We start from the raw sequence: 23,325 nt of genomic DNA on the forward strand, positions 1-23,325 counted from the left end.
TGTCCTCATACTCCTTTTATGTCAAAAGAAATCCTTAAGCCTTGCTCTCCATTGCCATCTTGCGCATATCAAGGGCGTTCTGAATAGTTGCCTCTGTAATTTCCTCGCCTCCGAGAAGCCTTGAAAGCTCCCTGGTGGAATCCTCTTCGGAAAGAGAATAAATGCTTGTTACGGTTCTTCCTTCAGACAATCCCTTTTCAATCATGAAATGGGTATCTGCCATTGCTGCAATCTGTGGAAGGTGGGTAATACAGATAATCTGGTGATCTTTGGACAATTCTCCCAGCTTCTGTGATACTTTCCAGGCTGTCTTACCGCTGATACCTGCGTCAATCTCATCGAAGATAAGGGTACTGATATCGTCCTTGTCTGCCACAACGGTTTTAAGGGCAAGCATAATTCTGGAAAGCTCACCTCCGCTGGCAATCTTCTCAAGAGGACGCAGTTCCTCTCCGGGGTTGGTGGAAATCATAAATTCCACATCATCGTAGCCCCTTGAAGTTATATTTTCTTCGTCGCTGTTAACTGCTATCTCAAATTTCACATCCAGGAAATTAAGATCTATCAGCGCACTCTTAAGCTTTTCTCCAAGCTCCTTTGCGCCCTTTTTCCTGATAGCGGAAATCTTTTTGCACAGATCAAGAACTGTTTTTTTCTGCTCCTCAAGCTCTTTTACCAGCTTATTTCTGTGGGCATCAAGGTCTGATAAGGTATCAAGCCTTGCCTGCTTCTCATCAAGCTCTTTTAGCACAGACTCAATACTTCCGCCGTACTTATCCTTGAGGTGGTTTATGATATTTAACCTGTCCTCAGTCTCCCTGAACTCCTCATCATCAAATTCCAGATCCTTGATGTATGAAGATAAAGAGTGATTGAAATCTGTTAAAAGATTCTCCACATCCGACAGCTGCGCAAGCAGATCCTCGAGTTCAGAATCATAATTAACCACAGAAGAAAGCTCTCTAACAGCTCTTCCAACTATATCAGAAGCACTCTCCTCTGATTCTGCTGAACCGGTCATGGCATAGGCAGTATAGACAGCCTCTGAAATTTTTCGGCTGTTAACCATCTTGTGATAAGCGCTTTCCAGCTTCTCATCCTCGCCCACGACTAATGAAGCCTCTGAAATCTCATTAACCTCAAATTCCAAAAGCTCCTGCTCTCTTATCCTGGCGGTTTCATCAATATTCGTTTCTTCAAGCTGACTTTGTAAATCCTTCATTTTCTGAAGGTTTTCTTTGATCCGGGCTGGAAGTTCACCAAGCTCATTCACGCAGTAGTCATCCAATATATCAAGATGTTTTTGCTTGTGAAGAAGTTCCTGATGATCATTTTGTCCGTGGATATTAATCAGAATGTTAGAGATATCTTTGAGCTGCCTGGCAGATACAGATTCCCCACAAACCTTGGATACGCTCCTACCCTGCATGAGCTTTCTCTGGATAACAACGGTTCCATCCTCTTCAACAGGAATGTCCATTTCTTTCAGAAGTTTTCTCTGGCTGTCATTCTCAAGGCCAAAGACAAGCTCAACCAGTGCGTACTCCTCCCCGGTCCTGATAAGACCGGCATCAGCTTTTCCTCCCAGGGCCAGGTTCACAGAGCCAATGACTACTGATTTACCTGCACCTGTTTCTCCTGTCAGGATATTAAGTCCCTTGGAGAATTCAATCTCCTGCTCCTTGATAAGAGCTAGATTCTTAACATGCAAACTGTATAACATAATTTTTCCTCATTTTAAAATGAGAACCCCGTCTTGATTTATGTAAAAAAATGAGAGCCTTAAGCCAACATTTCTTTAAACTTATCCATTACCATCTGAGCCTCTTCATTAGACTTGATGGCAACAAAGATTGTGTCGTCTCCTGCAATACAGCCAACTACTTCTGACATCTCGATAGCATCAATAGCTGCAGCAAGCGCCATAGCCATACCAGAAACTGTCTTGATAACAAGAAGATTCTGAGCTACGTCCATCTTAACAAAGCCGGCCTTGAGTACGCTTACATACTTATCCTGCATTACATCGCTGTCTGCAGTTGAGTACACATACTTCTGTCTGCCATCCTCTGTAACCTGCTTGCTAAGCTTCATCTGTCTGATATCTCTTGAAACTGTGGCCTGGGTTACATCGTAGCCTTCGCCCCTGAGAAGCTCTGCAAGCTGTTCCTGAGTCTCAACCTCATGTCTTGCAATAAGCTCAATTATCTTGTCATGTCTGTTTTTCTTCATATCTACCCCCGAATTACTACTCAAATCACGTCTCGAACTTCTTACCCAGAACTTCAAGAAAACTTACTCTGTTAAGTCTTATAATCTTTGTGGTCTTATCCGACCTTTCAATCTCGATTCTGTCACCGGTATTCATGTCTATACGGCCACTTCCGTCAAAGTAAGCAACTACCTCCTGGTTGCTGCCATCGCGGCCTTCCTTTATGACAATTGAAATCTTGGTATCTGCAGCCAGTACCATGCTTCTGGAATTGATGGTATGTGGACAGATCGGTGTCACAAGAATCATATTGCCTGAAGGTTCCACAATAGGGCCTCCTGCTGACAGGCTGTAGCCTGTAGATCCCGTAGGTGTAGCAATTACTATTCCATCTGCATGATAGTTACATAAAAAGAGATCATTTACATAAACATCAAAATTTATGGTTGTAAGTGATGCTTTTCTTGAAATGATAATGTCGTTAAGTGCATAGTCATGTCTGTCACAGGCATCACCATACAGCATCATTCTGTCTTCTATCTCATAGTCACCTGCAAGAAGGCGCCTTAAAGCATCATCGACACCACTCTTTTCAACTTCCGCAAGATATCCCAAAGTTCCTAGATTTACGCCGATAAGTGGAATATCAAGATACGCTGCGCTTCTGGCAGCCTGAAGCATTGTGCCGTCTCCGCCCAGAACTATGATGCACTCGGACTCCTCCGGAATATCACTCAAAAAATCTCTCTCCACCCTGTGCTCTTTTACAGCACCGGAGAACTGCTCGGCTATAACACACTTTTTACCATGCTTCTCAAGATAATCCTTGATGTGCATGGTCATTTCCATTCCGTGATCTTTACTGGTATTAGTGACTATACAAAAATGGTCCATAGTTATTTATCAAGACTCCCATGTGCTCTTGCAACTGTATCTGCAATGAGTTTTTCCATTTCAGGGCTGTGTGAAAAGCCATCGCCCTGCTCCTCCACGACTTTAAGAGTTTTCTCTCCCTCAGCCTCAGTCAGATCAGCAACCTGGTCGTTTCTCTCAGGATCCTTGCTGATATGTATCAAATACTCAATATTTCCTTCCGGTCCCTTGATTGGTGAATAATCAAGGTGAAGTACCGTAAAGCCTGCAATATCCACAAAATCCATGATTCTGTGAACTACTTCCTCGTGAACCTTGGGTTCTCTTACAACTCCCTTTTTGCCAACCTTGTCTTTTCCTGCTTCAAACTGAGGTTTTATAAGGCATACCATCTGGCCACCGTCCTTGAGAAGCCTTCTGGCTGGAAGTAATATCTTGGTAAGTGAGATAAAAGAAACATCACAGGATGCAAAATCCAGATCATCAGCGATATCATCCCTTACCATGTATCTAAAGTTTGTCTTTTCCATGCAGACAACTCGAGGATCGCTTCTAAGCTTCCAGTCAAGCTGTCCATGGCCTACATCCACTGAATATACCTTGGTTGCTCCGTTCTGAAGCATACAGTCAGTAAAGCCTCCGGTGGATGCACCTATATCCATACAAATTTTGTTTTCCAAAGAAAAAGCAAAATTCTTAACTGCCTTCTCAAGCTTAAGTCCGCCTCTTGAAACATAAGGAAGTGTATCCCCCCTTACCTCAAGACTTGTTATCTTGGATTCTTCAAAGGTAGTGCCCGGTTTATCCTCTCTCTGACCGTTAACAAACACTTCACCGGCCATGATAAGAGTTTTGGCTTTTTCTCTTGATGGGGCCAGTCCCCTGTTAACCAAAAGGACGTCCAGCCTCTCTTTATCTTTTGCCATATCTAATCCTTATTATCTTTCTTAATTACTTCTGAATCTCATCCATGATGCGCTGTGCAACAGATTCTGCATCCATTCCAAGTTCTTTATAAAGCTTATCCACACTTCCGTGAGTTACAAACTTATCCGGAATTGCAACCTGCAAAACATATGCATCAAGTCTGTTATCATCAATGTACTGTCTTACCTTTTCACCATAGCCACCTGTAGCAACGTTCTCTTCCATAGTAACAAAGAGTTTGTGTGTTTTGCTGGCCATATGAATGTAGTCAGTATCAATAGGTTTAACAAATCTTGCATTTACAAGCGAGCACTTGATACCGTTTGATTTGAGGATTTCTCTGACCTTTTCTGCAGTCTTGACCATACTGCCAACTGCAAGAAGACATACATCTTTTTCCTCATAAATAGGCTCACATTTGCCCATTTCAATCGGAGCTCTGAACTCCTTAAGTCCGTCGTAGGCATTACCTCTTGGGTATCTGACTGCACTTGGGCAATCAAGTTCTACCGCAAACTTAAGCATATCTGAAAGTTCCCATTTATTCTTGGGCGCCATGATATGCATGTTAGGCATTGTAGACATATAGGACAGATCAAAGATTCCCTGGTGGGTCTCTCCGTCGCTTCCTACAAGGCCTGCTCTGTCTATAGCAAATACAACCGGAAGATTCTGAAGACATACATCCTCTAAAATCTGGTCATATGCTCTTTGCAAAAATGATGAATATACAGCAAATACCGGCTTATATCCGCCGGCTGCCATGCCTGCTGCAAAGGTTACCGCATGTTCCTCTGCAATTCCTGCATCCACAAATCTCTCCGGATACATGTTACGGAATCTCTTAAGTCCTGTTCCGTCTGCCATGGCTGCTGTTATGGCAACTACCTTGTCGTTCCTTGCGCCAAGCTTACACATAACAGTACTGAAAATATCCTGATAATTAGCTGTAGTTCTGGGGTTCCTTGGAAGGCCGTTCTCAATAAGGAATGGCTCGGTTCCGTGGAATCTTGCAGGATGTCTTTCTGCAGGCTCAAAGCCTTTGCCCTTCTTGGTCATAACGTGGATCATGACAGCTTTTTTAACCTTCTTGGCCTCATTTATGGTCTTAATAAGGCTTGCTGTGTCATGTCCATCAACAGGGCCAAGATAAGTAATACCAAGGTTCTCAAATACCATTCCAGGCACAAAGAGCTGCTTAAAAGTGTTCTTGGCACGTCTGATGCTGGCAACCATCTTGGGATTGGTATTACGAAGCTGCTCATAAACATCCCACTTAAGGTTAAGATAGCCTTCTGCAGTACGTACAGAATCAAGATATCTGCTCATACCTCCGACGCTCTCTGAAATAGACATCTCGTTATCATTGAGAATAATAATATAATTTGTCTCAAGCTTGGCCGCATTGTTCAGGGCTTCGTAGGCGAGACCACCTGTAAGAGAGCCATCACCTATAACGGATACAACAGTGTAATCCTCTCCCTTAAGATCTCTTGCCTTGACCATACCAAGGCCTGCGGAAATTGAAGTGGAGCTGTGTCCTGTATCAAAGCAATCCGTATCGGACTCACTTCTCTTTGGGAAACCACTCATTCCGCCGTATTGACGAAGGCTGTCAAACTTATCCTTCCTTCCTGTAAGGAGCTTGTGAGTGTAGCACTGATGTCCTACATCCCAGATAATCTTGTCCTGTGGAAGGTTCAGGGCAACATGAAGCGCCATGGTAAGTTCAACTGTACCAAGGTTTGATGCAAGGTGCCCTCCTGTCACTGACAGCTTATTTATTAAAAATTCTCTTATTTCCTGGGCAAGCTCGGGATATTTATTCTTGGGAATATCCTTAATGTCCCCGGTCTTATTTATCTGATCAAGAAGCATTGTTTTACACGCTCCATTTCTTATGTCATGCTACTTATATTACAAATATCTGTTCCTTACTAATCTTATTTTTCCCTGTAAATCAGATACTGGAACAACTCATGTAAAAAAGAATCCTTAAATCCAAGGTTGTCCAGGATGTCCACCGCTTCATCCGAAAGCTCTTTTACCTTGGCCTTGGCGTTATCCATTCCATAAAGGCTTACATAGGTGCTCTTGCCATTCTTCTCATCAGAACCGATTGGCTTACCCAAAACCTCTGCAGTGCTGGTGATATCAAGGATGTCATCCTGAATCTGGAAAGCAATTCCTACGTTACTTCCTACCTGCTCCATCATGCGAACCTGAGAGGCACTGGCGCCTCCAAGAACTGCTCCTACCATAAGGCTTGCTTCTATAAGAGCTCCTGTCTTGTTCTCATCGATGTAATGAAGTGTATCCTTCATCTCATCCTCAGGAATACCTGTGGCGTTCTCAGCACATATATCTGCACACTGTCCGCCAACCATACCATAAATGCCTGCCTTGGTAGTAAGGATCTCAAGGGCTGCAAGATATCTGTTCTTGTTGTCTCCATCATAGGAAGAAAGCTCTTTTCCCTTGATTGCTCCGGCTACCGCAGTCTCATATGCCAGGTTAAGAAGTCCATCCCCGGCAAGAGTAGCCATTCCTGCTCCGTATACTGCGTGGGTAGTTTTCCTGCCCCTTCTGTACTCATCATTGTCCATGGCTGGGAGATCATCATGCACCAGGGAATAGGTGTGGATCATCTCCATGGCTGTCATGAAAGGCTTAACAACCTGCTCATCAGCCTCTGTCCCTGCAAAAAGCCTGTAGGCTTCAAGCATCATCATTGGCCTAAGTCTCTTACCACCTGCAAGAAGGCTGTAGTTCATAGCCTCTATAACAGTCTTTGCATAACCATTTTCCGCCGGTAAAAAAGCCTTAAGTGTATCTTCTATATGGGCTACTCGCTCATTAAGCCCACTCTTAAAATCTGTACCCATTATTATTCAAAGTCCTCCAGACTTCCGTCCTGTGCTATTTTCTGAACCTTCTGTTCAACCTCTTCGATAGCATCGTGACAGTATTTAAGGAGCTTCATGCCCTCCTGATATTCTTTAAAAGAATCCTCAAGTGAAATATCATCACTATCCAGAGCCTGAATCTTATCTTCTATCTGAGAAAAAGCCTCTTCTACAGAGAGTTTCTGTTCCTGATTTGCTTCTTCAGTCTTCTTTCTTCCTGCCATATCTATCTCCTGTTAAAATGGGCCGTTATTTCCGTCACCATGGCTCATTTCCTGTGTTTCAAGTACTTCTGCCTTTATCACACCATCGCTAACATACAGGGACATTTCATCTCCCTTATTAACAGCCTTAATGCTGCGTAGATTCTTTCCGTCAGCATCCACTGCGTAGGAGTAGCCTCCCATAAGGCGATCCAGGGGTGATAAACCCTTCATTCTCTCAATATCAACATCCAGCCTGTGACGAGCACTTATTATTTTCCTATCCATAAGGCTCTGCAGCTGATCCTGATACTGGTCAAGACGCAGCATTCTGTCCCTGATCTTGCCCATTGGGCTTAGAAGACGAAGTGTCTCCCGATATCTGAGCTCTTTTTGTCTTAGCTCAGATATATTTCTATCCATGGACTTTTGCAGTGAATATGCATAATCCTGGATGTCCTGTTCAAATCTTGAATATTCAAATACCGCAAGCTCTGCCGCAGCTGAAGGCGTAGGAGCTCTTCTGTCTGCAACATAATCTGCAATTGTAGTATCTGTTTCATGTCCAACTGCGGAAATAATTGGGACCGGGCAGTCAAAAATAGCCTGAGCGACTATCTCCTCGTTAAATGCCCATAAATCTTCTATGGAACCTCCGCCTCGTCCCACAATGATCGTATCTACATTTTTCATAGCAAGGGTTTCAATACCCTTAACTATGCTCTCAGCAGCCTGATCTCCCTGAACTATGGCGGGATATAGAATAATCTGAATATGTGGATTTCTCCTGGTGGCAACATTGATAATATCGCGCACCGCTGCACCCGTCGGGGCTGTTACAACGCCGAGAGTATGTATGTATCTGGGTATAGGCTGCTTGTATTCCTGTGCAAACAAGCCAGTCTCTGCCAGTCTCTTTTTAAGCTCTTCATAGCGCTCATAAAGAACACCAGCTCCATCCAGCATGATCTGCTTGGCATAGAGCTGATATCTGCCGTCTCTCTCATATACATCGATGCTACCGGTAACCTTGACCTGCTGACCTTCCTGCATATTAAAGCGAAGGCCTCCGCGCTCTCTGTCACCGCGAAACATTACACAGGCTATTGCTCCTCCGGCATCCTTGATTGTGAAATAGATATGCCCGGATGAGTGATATTTGCAATTGCTCACTTCTCCCTTGACCGTAATAGCCTTAAGCAGGAAGTCCTGAGTGAACATGTTCTTGATGTATGCATTAACCTGTGTGACTGTATATTCACTGCGCAAATTTAGCTAACACTCCGTTTACAAATGCTGGTGAGCCATCCTGTCCAAACTTCTTGGCAAGCTCAACCGCCTCATTGATTGCTACGCCTGTAGGAACAGATTCATCAAACTGTATCTCATATACAGCAAGTCTGATTATTGTAAGGTCAACCTTGGCCATACGGCTTGTTTCCCAGCCTACTGCCTTCTCATTGATTGCCTTGTCAATATCTTCAAGCTTCTCTGCAATCTTCTCATATTTGTCTCTGATGTAATCTGCATCAGTCTTGGAAAACTCAAGGTCGCCCTCTGTTGTAAAGAGCTCCTCCTGTTCCATCATTTCTTCTTTGGTATTGAATTCAACACGAAAGAGCAGCTGAAAAATCTGCTCTCTTAGTTCTGTTCTATTCATATAATCTTATCCATTCTAAATTAAACTATTTCAGATGCATCTTATGCCTTAGGCATTGTGATTCCGGCAATTCTGATGTTTACATCAGTAACTGTAAGACCTGTCATATTCTCAATTGTTGTCTTAACACGAGTCTGAGCCTGCTGGCATGTAGCCGGAATGTTGAAGCCGTAAGCCATCATAAGTGCAAGATCAACCTTAACCTCAGATGAGCCAACCATAACCTTGGCGCCCTTTGTAAGATTCTTGCGGCTAACCTTCTCTAATGTATCGCTTGTGTAATTACCTGCCATAGCAGATACACCGTCAACCTCAAGGGCTGCAAGTACAGCAATTCTAGCCACTACATCATCTGCAATCTTAACTGATCCAATCTCTGCTAACTCTTTTCCCATTTTATCTACTCCTCAAAATAATTATTCGAAGTCCATACTAAGTTATTATACCATATTCTGCCAAATTAAGCATAAATATACAAAGGTTATGCAATCCAGAATATCAATGTGTTTGTGTCAACAAAGGATGTGTAGGACACTGTGGAATTATCTCCCTGCAAGTAGTCAAACACCTGCCTCTGTGTCACAAGCTGTTCAAAGAGCTGATCATAGACGCTCTTGTTGGCACACTTGATAACTACTGAAGAACTGCCGTCCTGATATCTTCTGTTAAAAAGATCTCCAATAAGCACAAGTTCCGCAGATGTGAAGTACTCATCTTCACGGACATAGTAGTTATCCTTCATGCTATTGCAACCGGGCATATAAATCTCATCAGAGATTGTGTGATTCCTCATAATTTCATCGGTTGTAACGTTGAGATAGTCATAATTAACTGCCGGAAGCCTTGTGGCATCAGCATTCTCGCCATTTCCAACCTGGTATGAGGAATCTCCCCAGGTAACATCCACATAATAATAAGCATCATTACACAGAACCAGGTTCCATGCATGTCTTACATTTCTAGCTCTCTTGGTATCCACAGTACCTGTTACCAGAGTACATTTGATCCCAAGCTTATTGAGAAGAAGCTGCGCTGCCTTGGAATAACCGTTACATACGCTCTTCTTGCCGATAAATACCGAGCAGATATTCTGATTATCCGGAGCATCAAGATCATATTCAACGTTCTGGATCAGATATTCATAAACGTACTTGATGGCATAATAATCATCGGTAGAGGTCGGAGCTCCCGCAAGACACTCATTAACAGCCTGATTGATCTGGGTCTGTTTGCGGGAAACTTCCTCAGGTGTATAGGTATAGCTTCCGGAGAAGCCAATCTTAGTAATAGTGTTGTCTATGGTGTAGTTGGTATATTTGTAACCATCCACGTAAAAGAGCTCCGGATGATCTGCACACACATAGTCAAAAACAAGGTCTATGGCATCATCACTGGTGGTTGAAACCATGACATTCTCAGCCTGGTGCTGGATAATAGCAAGAATCTCTACATAGAGGGTCTGACCTAAGCCTGTAAGTCTGTCAAAGGCATACAGTCCCTTCTGCTCCTTCTTCATAGCCTCGATGTTTTCAGGAGTAAGGCCGACAGAGAGTCTGGCGTTTTTCATCTCTTCATTAAGTTCAGACTCTGTAAGCTCCTTGTATGAAGATTTGAATACTCTGTCCGCATCAAAGCCAATCTCAGGCTCTGAATCTTCCTCAGCTGCCTCGTCAAAAAAGACTACTGTCTCGCTGCTGTCCAAAGTGCTATAGGTATAATCGTCCTCTTTGGAAGCCTGGAAAGCAGGAACCGGCTCCTCTGAACTGGTTATGCTATCCTCCGATACAACCAGAGTTTGCTCGTAGGTAGCTGCATCAGTTACTTCCTCATAGGGCGGGTCCTTGATACCCAAAGCCTCAAGATACTCGTCAAAACTAGAGTATCTGCATCCGGACAAAGTTCCGGCGCAAATTCCCACTGTCAGAAGTAACGCTATATTTCTTGTAACACGCTCTTCCCTCAAGCTTATTCCTCCGTAAAAATCCTGGCGGACAATATTAGTTCTTTTTAAACTCAGAAAGAACCAGTCCTTTGTTTCTGTCCATTGTCATGCCAACACTCCACTCGTTAATGAACAAAAGAAGTGGTCTGTCATGCATATCCTTGATTTTCTTCATATCAGAAGTTCCAACAAGAGTTGACATGTCAACGTCTTCATTGTCTACCCATCTGATGTACTCATATGGAAGATTCTCAAGGATGATATCTACATTGTACTCACTCTGGAGTCTGAATTTCAATACATCAAACTGAAGAACACCTACAACACCTACAATAATTTCTTCGAGACCTGTGTTGTACTCCTGGAAGATCTGAATTGCACCTTCCTGAGCGATCTGAGTGATACCCTTAACGAACTGCTTACGCTTCATGGTATCTACCTGACGAACTCTTGCGAAGTGCTCAGGTGCGAAAGTAGGAATTCCTTCGTAAGTGATTGTATCTTTTGGCATACATACTGTATCACCGATTGAAAAAATACCTGGATCAAATACACCCATGATATCTCCGGCATAAGCCTCTGAGAGGATCTTACGCTCATCAGCCATAAGCTGCTGAGGTTGTGAAAGTCTCATAACCTTACCACTCTGAACATGCTTAACTTCCTTGTCAGCATCATATCTTCCTGAACAGATTCTCATGAATGCGATTCTGTCTCTGTGAGCCTTGTTCATGTTAGCCTGAATCTTGAATACGAATGCTGAGAAATCTCTCTCAAGAGGATCAATCTTTTCACCATCAGAAGATGTACGGCCTGTTGGAGGTGTTGCCATCTTGAGGAAGTGGTGAAGGAAAAGCTCTACACCAAAGTTCTGAAGAGCTGATCCAAAAAATACAGGTGTGAGCTCACCGGCGCGTACCTTCTCAAGATCATATTCAGCGCCTGCTCCGTCAAGAAGCTCGATCTCACTTGTAAGCTTGTCAAAAGCGTCCTGACCTACATTAGCATCAATTCCTGCCTTATCATCAAGGCTGATAAATGTCTCTTTTCCTTCCTTGGTACCCTTCTGAGTCTCAGAGAAAGTTACGATATGTCCTTCTCTTCTGTCATAGATACCCTTGAAGTTCTTACCTGAACCGATTGGCCAGTTCATAGGGCATGTAGCGATACCAAGGTTGTTCTCAATATCATCAAGAAGATCGAAGGTATCCATAGCATCTCTATCAAGCTTGTTGATAAAGGTAAAAATCGGAATATGACTCATAGCGCAGACTTTGAAAAGCTTTCTGGTCTGAGCCTCTACACCCTTACTTGCGTCGATAACCATGACAGCTGAATCGGCAGCCATAAGTGTACGATAGGTATCCTCTGAGAAATCCTGGTGTCCTGGAGTATCAAGGATATTGATACAGCAGTTTTCGTAATTAAACTGAAGAACTGAAGATGTTACAGAGATACCACGCTGCTTCTCGATTTCCATCCAGTCAGAAACCGCATGTCTTGCTGTAGCCTTACCTTTTACGCTTCCCGCCATATTGATGGCTCCTCCGTAGAGAAGGAACTTCTCGGTAAGTGTTGTCTTACCTGCATCCGGGTGGGAAATAATAGCAAAGGTACGTCTCTTATTAATCTCGTTTATTGTTTCTTTAGTGTTACCCATTTTCTTTTCCTTACTAAAAAATAAATCAATAGACTTTTACTTAATATGAGGCCGGTATGTAAATACATGCCGGCCCCACAATATCTCGATAATTCCATAGTTCAAGGAACTTACGCTCTCGTTTCACTCGCCGTAAGACGTTCGAACTAGACTCGTAAATACCTCGTCAAGTTCTCTCAGCTCTGAGCTACATCCTTCATAGAGAAGCTGATTCTGCCCATCTTGTCCTTACCAAGGCAAACAACTGTAACTGTGTCACCAAGTGTAAGTACATCCTCTACGTGCTCGATTCTCTCCTTGGAGATCTTGCTGATGTGAACCATACCCTCTTTACCAGGTGCGAACTCAACGAATGCGCCGAATTCCTTAATGCTTACAACCTTACCTGTGAAGATCTGGCCTTTCTCAAACTCAGAAACAATGATGTTAACCATGTTTACAGCCTCGTTGATCTTATCCTGATCTTCGCCGCAAACTGATACCTTACCATCATCTGTAATATCAATCTTAACACCTGTACGAGCGATGATCTCGTTGATTGTCTTACCTCTCTGACCAACAACATCACCGATCTTCTCAGGATCGATCTGAACTGAAACGATCTTAGGAGCGTACTTGGATACTTCCTTACGTGGCTCAGCAATAGCCTTGCTCATGCACTCATCCATGATGAAGAATCTAGCCTCACGGCACTGTGCAATAGCTGTCTCAACGATAGGCTTTGTAAGACCGTGGATCTTGATATCCATCTGGATAGCTGTGATACCGTCCTTAGTACCTGTAACCTTGAAGTCCATGTCTCCGAAGAAGTCCTCAAGGCCCTGGATATCTGTAAGTACTACGAAATCATCATCTGTATCGCCTGTTACAAGACCGCAGCTGATACCAGCAACCATCTTCTTAAGAGGAACACCAGCAGCCATAAGTGACATGCAAGATGCGCATGTTGAAGCCATTGATGTTGATCCGTTAGACTCAAATGTCTCTGATACGGCACGGATAGCATATGGGAACTCCTCAACGCTAGGAAGAACAGGAAGAAGTGCTCTCTCTGCAAGAGCTCCGTGTCCGATCTCTCTACGTCCAGGTCCTCTTGAAACCTTAGTCTCACCAACTGAGTAAGCTGGGAAGTTGTACTGGTGTACATATCTCTTGTCAGCAGCGAAAGCATCAAGCCCTTCAACCTTCTGAGCCTCTGAAAGAGGTGCAAGAGTTACAACGTCACAGATCTGTGTCTGTCCACGTGTGAACATAGCACTTCCGTGTACTCTGGGGATAAGGTCAACCTCAGCTGAAAGAGGTCTGATCTGCTTGATCTCACGACCATCTGGTCTCTTGTGATCCTTAAGGATCATCTTACGAACAGTCTTCTTCTCGTACTGGTAAATAGCCTCTCCGAGGATTGCAAGCCACTCTTCGTTGTCTGCAAACTTCTCTGTAAGTCTATCTGTAATATCGGCAATGTTTGCCTCTCTTGTCTGCTTGTCATCTGTGAATACAGCCTTCTCCATCTCTTCCGGAGGAACAACTTCCTTGATAGCTGCAAAGAGCTCTTCAGGAACCGCACAGCTTGTGTACTCGTGCTTTGGCTTACCAACCTCAGCTACGATACCCTTGAAGAACTCGATAAGCTGAAGGTTCACATCGTGAGCCTTGTAGATAGCTTCCTTCATCTTCTCCTCAGGAATCTCGTTGGCACCAGCCTCGATCATGATAACCTTCTGTCCTACAGATGCAACTGTAAGCTTGAGGTCACCTGTGTTCCACTGCTCCTGAGTAGGGTTAACAATAAGCTCTCCATCGATCATACCCATCTGTGTCATAGCGCAAGGGCCATCGAATGGGATATCTGAAATTGAAACTGAAACTGATGCGCCGAGCATAGCTACAAGCTCAGGACGGCACTGAGGATCTACTGACATAACCATAGTCTCGATTGTTACGTCGTTTCTGTAATCCTTAGGGAAAAGAGGTCTCATAGGACGATCGATAACGCGGCTTGTAAGAATAGCATTCTCTGAAGGCTTACCCTCTCTCTTGTTATATCCGCCTGGGAATTTACCTACTGCGTAGAACTTCTCGCCATACTCTACTGAAAGAGGGAAGAAGTCGATTCCATCTCTTGGCTTAGCTGAAGCTGTTGCTGTACAAAGAACAGTTGTATCTCCGTACTGCATGAAAGCGCAGCCATTTGCCTGTTTGCCTACTTTGCCAATCTCAACCTTAAGTGTACGACCAGCCAGTTCCATTGAATAAGTTTTTACCATTTTTTCTCCTTCTGCTCATCCGCGGCCCCTCATCCAAAAAGGGCTATCCCAGCAGCGTCAAGCCGCATAAACCCTCAGTGCTTCGGGCGCGTGTGCATTTAAACTTGTTTACATCTTCTATTTAGAAAAGCGCATTTTGCGCATATTCTCACATGAAAATTCCCAAAAATAGAAAAACGGAATAAGCTGACGTTGCATCAGCTTTATCCCGTTTTTTGAGTTCGAAAAATTACTTTCTAAGACCAAGATCAGCGATAAGCTTACGATAAGCCTCGATGTCCTTCTTCTTGAGGTAACCAAGAAGGCTACGTCTCTGACCTACCATCTTAAGAAGACCTCTTCTTGAGTGGTGATCCTTAGGGTTCTTGTCAAGGTGAGCGTTAAGCTCCTTGATTCTCTCTGTAAGGATAGCAACCTGAACCTCTGGTGATCCTGTGTCGCCAGCCTTTCTAGCGAACTTTTCGATTACTTCTGTTTTCTTCTCTTTTGCGATCATTTCATTCTCCTTGTCTGGCCAATTGAGTTTAATTATATTGGCCTCTTAAAAAACTTGAATCCGCCTCATACGCAGACATAGGTTGGAGTATCCAATATCCGGGTAAAAGGTAGTTTCTGTAACTGTCACTGAATTCTTGTCAGCAACTAATGTAGTTTAGCATAGAAAGTGTTCTATGTAAAGTAGTTTTTGTAATCGCAAAATCATTAAAATTTCTTAAATAATCGCTTCCTGATTACTATGCCGCCTGATACGAATACTACGGCAAGGATAACTATAAGTACTATAGTCACAGGACTTACCTGATTAGAAACCACTGTTCCATCAGACAGAGGAACTTCACCGTCGCTTATTTCTGTTTTTTCCTGATCTGCAGCTTCAGTTATATCTGTTTCCTTTTCTTCCAATGCCGAATCTTTAATTTCTGCATTGTCATCTGTATTTTCGACAGCATCCGCAGTCTCTTCCTTGGCCTGAGTCAATGACTCTTCATCCACATTTTCTACAACTTCCGTTTCAGGCACATTTTCCTGCTTAGACGATTTTTTGTTTGTGGTTGATTTCTTAACTGTCTGAGACTTTTCAGTTTTGTTGTCGATTGTTGTCTGTGTTTTGCTTGCACCAAGGACTGCAGAAGCACCTGTCTTAGGAAGTACATTACTACTATTATTGTTTACAGATCCTCTACTTGATGATTCACTGCTACCCGAATCTGCTGATGTACTTCCGCTACCTGATGATTCGTTGTTGCCTGAATTCCCACCATTCTGTCTATCTGTGGATGATGACTGATTTTCATTGCCACTCTGTCCGCCTGCAGATGGCTTATTCTCGTTACCAGGTTTGTTGTCAGTTCCCGGTTTGTTGTCAGAACCTGATTCAGCCGCATTTTCTTTTGCCACCAATACAGCCTTGCCGCCTTCAATCTTCCATCTCTTAAGGCCTGAAACTCCGCCCTGATAGTAGATGCTCATGATGCCACCAAGTTCTTCGTCTGCTGCTTCAAGCTCAGATACAACGTTGTCTACATTCTGATTAAGAAGATCTGCAAAAGACTGACTTCCAATCTCCGCTGCGGTCTTACCGAAGGTAGTATCCTTACTGCTTCCTGTTCCGTCAGCCCCTGTATATACGCTTTCAAGAACTACTCCGTTCTCTGTAAGTCTTGCATCAGAATTGAAATAGCAGTTTCTGTCATAAGCAATGTTGGCAATTCGACCATCAGCAATACCAATGTCTATAGTAGGTCTGCTTGATGTAACATTACCCATAGCGTAGCAGTTGTACTGGAAAGCTCCAGCCATTCCGGTAAATCCACCGATATGAACCTTATTATTGGTGTTGGCTGTTCCGTATACATCTCCAAGGGTATAACAGTTAATTGCATTGATTCGGTTTGTTACAGAGAACATTCCGCCTGCATATACGTCGCCTTCTACAGTGATAGCTCTGATAGTTACGTCAGTCCAGGAGTTTGTAGCAGCTCCTCTAAGCATACTTGCAGCAAGACCTGCGCCTCTGCTTGCGATATCATCTGCCTTAACGGAAATCTTACCTGTAACGCTGCAGTTATCAATAAACACACCGTTCTGACCGGTTCCAACAAGGCCCGCTGTATAGGTATCATAAGGAACTTCATTATTGATAAAGATATCTCTAAGGTTAATATTCTTAATCTCAACCTTGAATACATCATCCCCGTACAAAAGGTTTGACTCATAGTCACCGCCTGTAAAGCCAAACATAGCAGCCGTATACATGCTTGCAGGATTTACGCGGTCACCAATCTTCATTCCTGAAATAGTGTGGTTACCACCATCGAAGCATCCTCTGAATGGATAAGCGCTATACAGCACAGGATCACCCTTTATCTTGGCCTTAACGGCAAATCCAATTGGTGTCCAATCTTCACCTGAAAGAGTAATATCTGCAGTCTGCTTAAAATACTTACCATCCCAGGTCTCATCTTCGCAAATTGATTTTGCAATGTATCTAAGCTGTTCCTCATTGGCAATAAGATAAGGATTTTCCTTTGTTCCATTACCACCGGCAAATTTGGAGGCATCTCCTTTTCCATATCCGGTCCAGTCGCCGTATATAGCCTTACTCTTTGCTCTTTCAAGGGCTTTCTCGTAGTTCTCTGTGTCATCCTTACTTCCGGTAAGGACATCTTCAGCTACAATCGCTCCCTCTTTTACCTCGATCTTAACTGTAACGGTAGCTGCACTGTCTCTTCCGTACCAGATTCCATCCTGCATTACAAGCGGAGTAACAGGGACCTTTTCTGCCTCAGGCTGCACATATGTGGCTGTAGCATAGTCGCCTCCCAGCACAACCTTGCTACCGTTATAGGTCCACTTTCTAAGTGAATCATTTGAAAGGCCGTACTTAGTAATATCGATGGCAAAAGAGCTAAAGTTATCATTCAGTTTATCGGCCACCTTAGCATAGGTGTCGGCATTATAGGCATCAAGTAGGTCTGCAACACCACCTTCGTAGGCAACACCCTCTTCATTTACACCGCCAACCGTCTTGGTTCCGTAGGCCTGAACCTGAGCTTCTCTGCGACCTGCAATGAACATATTTGTGTTCTGATCATAATAGCACTGGTAAGCCTTACCAATTCCTGTTATCCATCCGGTTACAGCTCCTGTGTAAATACTGTAGTGCTCAGAAGTTGTATCACCACTAACATAACTGTTTACCACATCTCCGGCATCAACACCGATAAGACCGCCTACGGAGGACATTCCCTCTATCTCATTTTCTATGTCACGAACCATGCTTCCAAAGTATGAGCCTTCCGAATAACAGTTAGCCACAAGACCTCTGTTGGTCATACCTGTGATTCCACCAACAGCAGCAATGGACTCGCCGTATTCAACTGTGGATCTAAGGTCAACGTCGCTGTGGCAGTTGATAATTGCCCCCTTGTACTGACGGGCTGCAATTCCGCCTACATAGGCATTCTTTTCATGAGTTGTTGAATAAATTGTTCCCTGAACGTAGCAGTTATCGATGATAGCACCTTTCCTTGAGCCTTCATCGGTAAGTCCCTGCATGTAACCAACGATTCCACCAACAAAGCTGGCATCGTCGCGGTATACATACATCTCTACTCCGGTAAGGTTTACGTTTTTAACTACTGCATCAACTCCAAGAGTTCCGAAAAGTCCCAGGGCATTAGAGAAATCTTCCAAATTAGTGCTGAGCTTTCTTGGGCTTTCCTTGGTTCCCTCTTTAAGTCCTGAAATGGTATGACCTTTTCCGTCAAAAGAGCCATTGAAAGCAAACTCTGATTTTCCGATAGGCTCCCAGTTTGCAATGTCTGAAATATCTATATCAGCAGCAAGCTCCACATATTTGCCATCGTACAAAATCTCTGTATCAAGAGATGCTGCAAAGTTTACCAGCTGCTTTTTTGTAGCAATTCTGTATGGATTTTCCGCAGATCCGTCTCCCCCATCAAATATAGACGCGTCTATTACAGTCTCATGCCACAGTTCCTCGGACAGCTTAAAAGAGCTGTCACTCTCCACCCATTTATAAAAATCGTAGGCACTATAGGTCTGATGAAGGCCAGATATATTGCTATTAAGCTGCTTCTCAGTTATTTCTGTATTTGGTGTTTCTTCTGTGTTACCTACAGCCTTAATGTCTGTGATTGTTGTGTAATAGTCAGAAGCTGTAGCAAAAGAATCAAGAAGTCCAAATACACTTCCTACGTTTCCTGTGCTCTGTACATTAACAGAAGAAACCACATTGAAGGTTTTACCCATGGCATTTCCGATAATGCCTCCAGCCTGAACACTGTCACTTTCTGAAACAGATATTGTTCCCTTGGAAGAAGAGTTAAGCACCAGAGCATTCATCTTAGAAAGGCCGGCTATGCCACCGAAGTCAGCAACATTTTCTTCTGATAATTCAGCCTTTATAGCTACATCGGAAGAGCAGTTAAGAACTGCTGATTTCAGCATCATATTACCAACAATTCCGCCAGCTTCTACTGTTTGTGTATCTGTTTTTACTATGAGTGTTCCACTTGCCTCACAGTGGTCTATCATGGCAGCTTTCTTGATATTACCTGCAACAAGGCCCGCATAGAGGCTGTAATCTCCGGAAGCCTCAACCTTAGCATTAACGAGCTTAAGATTCTTTACTACCGCATTAGAGTTAAGAACTGTGAAAAATCCCGCATTGGCAGCATTTTCAGCCTTTATCTTCATATTGCTGATAGTATGTCCGTTTCCATCAAAGGTTCCGGCAAAAGAACTAAATCCATCCTCTGTACCAATTGTGTTAAAGTTCTCCACCTTGGACAGATCAATATCCTCTGCAAAAGAAACATATTCACCGGAGTAGTTTGTTCCCTCATCTACAGTCCGGGCAAACTTCATAAGCTCTTTTACATTGCTGATTCTGTATGGATCACTCCAAGTACCTGAACCTGAAAGGGTAACATCTGTAATGTCAAACTCTTCTTCGTTCTCTAAAGCCTTGGCAGCCTGATTATAGGCATCCATAACTGCATATTTGATTCCCTTGGAGCTAAGTGTTGCTCCTGTTACAGTATCAATAGCCTCCACATCTGTTGCCCCGGGCTGTCTATTCTTGATGGTTTCTAAAAGAGTTTTCGCCTTTTCCCAAAAGCTTGGTGTTTCATTTTGAGATACCTCTGAGATGTCAGTTACCTTTCCGCCACTAATTGTCACAGAAAGAGTTATTTCGCCTTTTTTACCCTGGCCTACGCCAATGTAGGTACCATCTTTGTATTTCTTTTCATCGTTTGATGGTTCTGAAGACTCCGGATCAGTAGGCTCTGGGTTCCCTGAGTTTTCAAAATACTGTGAAACAACCGGAACTGTATTATTATCTCCCGTTCCATGCCAGTATTTATCGCTGGTTTCACCATTATTCTTGCCATAGGAAGCTGTGATCTTGGTGTTGGTTGACACAAGAATATTGCCCTGAACAGGTTCTACCATTGTATCAAAGCTTGAGCCGCCTTCTGCGTAAACTCTTTGTACATCGAGCTTTCCATCGCCGCATATAGCAGCACCGCCTCCAAGAAGTGACCTGTCAGCTGTGAGGTTCATACCGAATCCTCCGACAGCAATAAGACTTCCATCGCCTTGAATAAGGCCGCCTGCCATAACCACAGCGTCGCCGCCTTTGGCTGTAAGGTTGGAGCTTCCGCCGCCGAAGGCTGCTACTGTAGAGCCTTCAGGAATGTTCAAGGTTCCATTTACCTGCAGGGCAGTCTGGCCGTATGAACCATTTGGAGCTTCATCAGCCAGAATATAAACATCGCCCTTAACGTTGACATTTCCTTCTACCACAACCACAGGGGCCTGATTTCTTCTGTTAACATCATCCCTTGCAGAATAGTTAGTGTGGGAGATTATTCTTGCATTTTCGATTGTAGATCCGTCTTTTAACCTAATCTGACCATTAACAGCTGAGCCATAGATAAAGCCGGCATTATCGCCGTAGTCCACATAGTCACAAGAAAAGCTTCCTCCATTTTCAACTTCCACTATTCCTTCTATAGTGGACTGTCTGATGGAGAACTTGGCTCCGCTTTGAACCACAATCTTAACTCCGCTATGGACTCTTACATTTACCATGGTAAGGTTGCAGCCCTCAGGAATAACCAGAGTCTGCACAGGCTCTTCGCCATTTGTAAGAGATATTGCCTTACCAAGCTCAGAATATGTGCCCATGGTGTGCGAGCCATACCATGCCTTAATCTCTTTTGGCACAACAACTGTGTACGAACCAAACTCCTCAATATACCAAGGCTCCTGGTCATATATGTACTGCCCGTCGCTTGTCTGAGTGCTATTTTCAAGAGTAAGTCGATCTACAAGTTTCTCATCAAGCCCATTGACAGTAAAAGTAACGCCATTGCTGGTGGCAGTTCTACCCTCTGTGTCGGTAAAATCAACATACACGTTGTAAGTTCCTGCGCTTTCAGGCTTACCCGACAGAATAACGTCTCCGGTAAAAATGTTGTAGCTTCCTTCCACACCGGGACATTCAGGCTCCATGACAATTCTGGTCTTGGTTGGATCATCATTAACCCTGATAGCGCCATCTTCCTGATTAAAGTAGCTAAGTTCATGCCAATCCTCTTCTGTCACATCAGATACAGAAGCCGCATAGTCAACCAGCGCTGCCTGAAGCTTAACTGAATTGGTGTTTTCAGGAAGATAGTAAGCTGTGGTTGCACTGGAAATGGCATCGATATCCTCTTCCCCTACCATTTTGGAGGCAAAAGAGCCAACGAGACGGATGAATAATTTCTTTTCAGGGACAGTTTCTTCCTGCTCCGGCTCCTGTGGCTCATCCTGCTGAATTTCAAAGGTTTCTATAGCATATTCATTTCCAAACCAGCTTTCGCTGACTGTAGTCTTTTTTACGCCAATTTTATGTGTGGCACTTTCTGTTGAAAGGGTAACTATATTGTCTCCCTCTTCAAAATCTGAAGGATAAAAATAAATAGCATTACCGCTTTTAACATAAGTGCCCTTAGCGTTATATCCATAGTAGCTATAGTTTGGTTCATAAGGGATTTCTTTTTCCCCAATCAGAACCTTAAGCCCCTTTTGGACAATTTCAAATAATTTTTCGCCGCTATAGCCAAAGGTAAATACCACAGCGCCTCCGGATAATTCTACGCTGCTAAGCTTGATTCCATCAGAATCTCCTTCATTAGCAGCATATACAGTTGTTCCAGGAAAAAACATAGATACAGTCACAAGAACTGCACAGAGAAAAGAAAGAATTCTCTTCCCCACGACTTTAACTTTTTTCATCTTACCCCCTAAATATATTGTTTATTTAATTAACTGTGTCATCCGTGATGGCAGCAGCATTGTTAGTATATGCTAACCATGTATAGTGCACAATATCTTCAGTTGATAATTTTTATCATTAGGGTTTTGATTACTTTTTTACATAAAAAATCAGGGCAGGTTTCAACTTGCGAAACCCGCCCTGAATATATCCTTTTGAGGGATATGTGTGTGATTTATAATAAAACTGATTATTTCTTGTCAGTCTTATTAGTAACTTTGATGTTCTTTCTTCTGATGTACTCCTCAGTTGTAAGACCTGCAGCTGCTGCAAGAACTACAACGATCCACCATGGGAAGCTCTTCTGAGACTCCTCAGTTGGCATTGCTGCCTTAGCTGTATCCTCTTCTACGATAGTTACAGCCTCCTGACCATTTGTCTCATCCTTTGTCTCTTCAACAACTTCTGAAGCCTTTGTCTCTTCTGCCATTACAGCTTCCTTATTATCATCAGCCTTAGCTACAACTACATCTGAAGATGTTGACTTAGCTTTTGAAGAAGACTTCTTTGTGCTTACAGCTACCATCTTCTTAGCACCAAGAACCGCTGCGCCAGCCTGTGATGAAGGAGTGTTAGCTGCATTTGATACTGCAGGAGTAACAACAATTGCTGTGTCTGATGAAGAATCTGAAGATGATCCGAAATTTGAGTCTGAGCCAGCGTTTCCGCTTTCTGAATCGTTAGAAGAATTCTCTTCTCTCTCTCTTGCTTCTCTTTCTGCTCTTTCTCTAGCTTCTCTTTCTTTTCTTTCCTTTTCAGCTATCTCGTTCTTCTTTTCGTTAAGCTTTTCTTCAGCCTTCTCAAGTTCCTGATCAGCCTTCTCTTTGTCCTTCTCAGCCTGTTCAAACTTCTTCTGAGCAGCTTCGTACTTCTGATTAAGCTCATTAAGCCTGTTTGTGGTATCATCTAAGCTCTGATTGCCAATAGAATCAGTAAGCACTGCTATCTTATTCTTAAGCTCACCAAGTTTGTTTTGTGCAGCCTGAAGTTTCTCTTCTGCTGCCTGTGCAGCTTTTTCAAGATTAGTGTAGTTTTCAAGAACAGCTTTGTACTCTTCTGCGTACTTCTTAGCCTGCTTTGCTGCTGCCTCAGCTTCTTCCTGTTTCTTAGAAAGATCATCAGCCTTCTTCTCGGCATCTTTGATGCCTTCATCGGCCTTTTTACCAGCTTCGATAGTCTCTCTATTTGAAGTTGCAAGATTAGTTGCCTTATCCTGAGCATCCTTTAAGTCCTTGGCTGCCTGCTCGCCATCTGCAATAATCTGCTTCTTGTCATCTTCAAGCTTTGTTGCTTTATCCTGAGCATCCTTCAAGTCCTTGGC

Annotated in this window: 16 protein-coding genes; all 16 read right to left on the reverse strand. The window is 43.4% G+C overall.

Going from position 1 to position 23,325, the window contains the following annotated elements; genetic code table 11:
• Positions 1–34: 34 nt before the first annotated feature.
• On the reverse strand, positions 35–1,723 hold the full coding sequence (recN, locus tag G613_RS0102780; RefSeq protein WP_029231204.1) for a DNA repair protein RecN: 1,689 nt from the start codon (positions 1,721–1,723) through the stop codon (positions 35–37).
• 59 nt (positions 1,724–1,782) lie between these two features.
• Entirely contained in the window at positions 1,783–2,232 is a 450-nt protein-coding gene (locus tag G613_RS0102785; protein ID WP_029231205.1) for an arginine repressor, read from the reverse strand.
• 25 nt (positions 2,233–2,257) lie between these two features.
• Positions 2,258–3,106 carry an NAD(+)/NADH kinase gene (locus G613_RS0102790; protein WP_029231206.1) on the reverse strand — a complete coding sequence of 283 codons (849 nt, stop codon included), beginning with the start codon at positions 3,104–3,106 and terminating at the stop codon, positions 2,258–2,260.
• A 2-nt stretch (positions 3,107–3,108) separates the two neighbouring features.
• Positions 3,109–4,011 (reverse strand): TlyA family RNA methyltransferase, encoded by a 903-nt coding sequence (locus G613_RS0102795; RefSeq protein WP_029231207.1) that lies wholly within the window; start codon positions 4,009–4,011, stop codon positions 3,109–3,111.
• Positions 4,012–4,036: 25 nt separating this feature from the next.
• Positions 4,037–5,890 carry a 1-deoxy-D-xylulose-5-phosphate synthase gene (gene dxs, locus G613_RS0102800; RefSeq protein ID WP_029231208.1) on the reverse strand — a complete coding sequence of 618 codons (1,854 nt, stop codon included), beginning with the start codon at positions 5,888–5,890 and terminating at the stop codon, positions 4,037–4,039.
• Between the two features lie 65 nt (positions 5,891–5,955).
• Positions 5,956–6,897, reverse strand: coding sequence for a polyprenyl synthetase family protein (locus G613_RS0102805; protein ID WP_029231209.1), 942 nt, complete (start codon positions 6,895–6,897; stop codon positions 5,956–5,958).
• A gap of 2 nt (positions 6,898–6,899) precedes the next feature.
• Positions 6,900–7,142 (reverse strand): exodeoxyribonuclease VII small subunit, encoded by a 243-nt coding sequence (gene xseB / locus G613_RS0102810; RefSeq protein ID WP_029231210.1) that lies wholly within the window; start codon positions 7,140–7,142, stop codon positions 6,900–6,902.
• Positions 7,143–7,154: 12 nt separating this feature from the next.
• Positions 7,155–8,390, reverse strand: coding sequence for an exodeoxyribonuclease VII large subunit (gene xseA / locus G613_RS0102815; protein WP_029231211.1), 1,236 nt, complete (start codon positions 8,388–8,390; stop codon positions 7,155–7,157).
• The gene (gene nusB, locus G613_RS0102820; protein WP_029231212.1) at positions 8,380–8,781 is read right to left on the reverse strand and encodes a transcription antitermination factor NusB; all 402 of its coding nucleotides are present in this window, start codon (positions 8,779–8,781) and stop codon (positions 8,380–8,382) included. Before nusB ends, xseA begins: the two co-directional genes overlap by 11 nt.
• A 41-nt stretch (positions 8,782–8,822) precedes the next feature.
• Complete coding sequence (locus tag G613_RS0102825; protein ID WP_029231213.1) at positions 8,823–9,176, reverse strand: Asp23/Gls24 family envelope stress response protein; 354 nt, start codon at positions 9,174–9,176, stop codon at positions 8,823–8,825.
• An 86-nt stretch (positions 9,177–9,262) separates the two neighbouring features.
• Positions 9,263–10,744, reverse strand: a complete 1,482-nt coding sequence (locus G613_RS18375) for a transglutaminase domain-containing protein (protein ID WP_029231214.1) — start codon at positions 10,742–10,744, stop codon at positions 9,263–9,265.
• A 34-nt stretch (positions 10,745–10,778) separates the two neighbouring features.
• Positions 10,779–12,383, reverse strand: a complete 1,605-nt coding sequence (locus tag G613_RS0102835) for a peptide chain release factor 3 (protein WP_029231215.1) — start codon at positions 12,381–12,383, stop codon at positions 10,779–10,781.
• A 176-nt stretch (positions 12,384–12,559) separates the two neighbouring features.
• Positions 12,560–14,650, reverse strand: coding sequence for a polyribonucleotide nucleotidyltransferase (locus tag G613_RS0102840; RefSeq protein WP_029674443.1), 2,091 nt, complete (start codon positions 14,648–14,650; stop codon positions 12,560–12,562).
• A 229-nt stretch (positions 14,651–14,879) separates the two neighbouring features.
• Complete coding sequence (rpsO, locus tag G613_RS0102845; RefSeq protein WP_013280372.1) at positions 14,880–15,146, reverse strand: 30S ribosomal protein S15; 267 nt, start codon at positions 15,144–15,146, stop codon at positions 14,880–14,882.
• Positions 15,147–15,352: 206 nt separating this feature from the next.
• Positions 15,353–21,964, reverse strand: coding sequence for an FMN-binding protein (locus tag G613_RS18380; RefSeq protein WP_029231216.1), 6,612 nt, complete (start codon positions 21,962–21,964; stop codon positions 15,353–15,355).
• 230 nt (positions 21,965–22,194) lie between these two features.
• On the reverse strand, positions 22,195–23,325 hold a 1,131-nt coding region (locus G613_RS19625), incomplete at its 5' end, for a hypothetical protein (RefSeq protein ID WP_029674444.1).

It is taken from the genome of Butyrivibrio sp. VCB2006 (genome assembly GCF_000420945.1).
GTDB lineage: Bacteria > Bacillota > Clostridia > Lachnospirales > Lachnospiraceae > Butyrivibrio.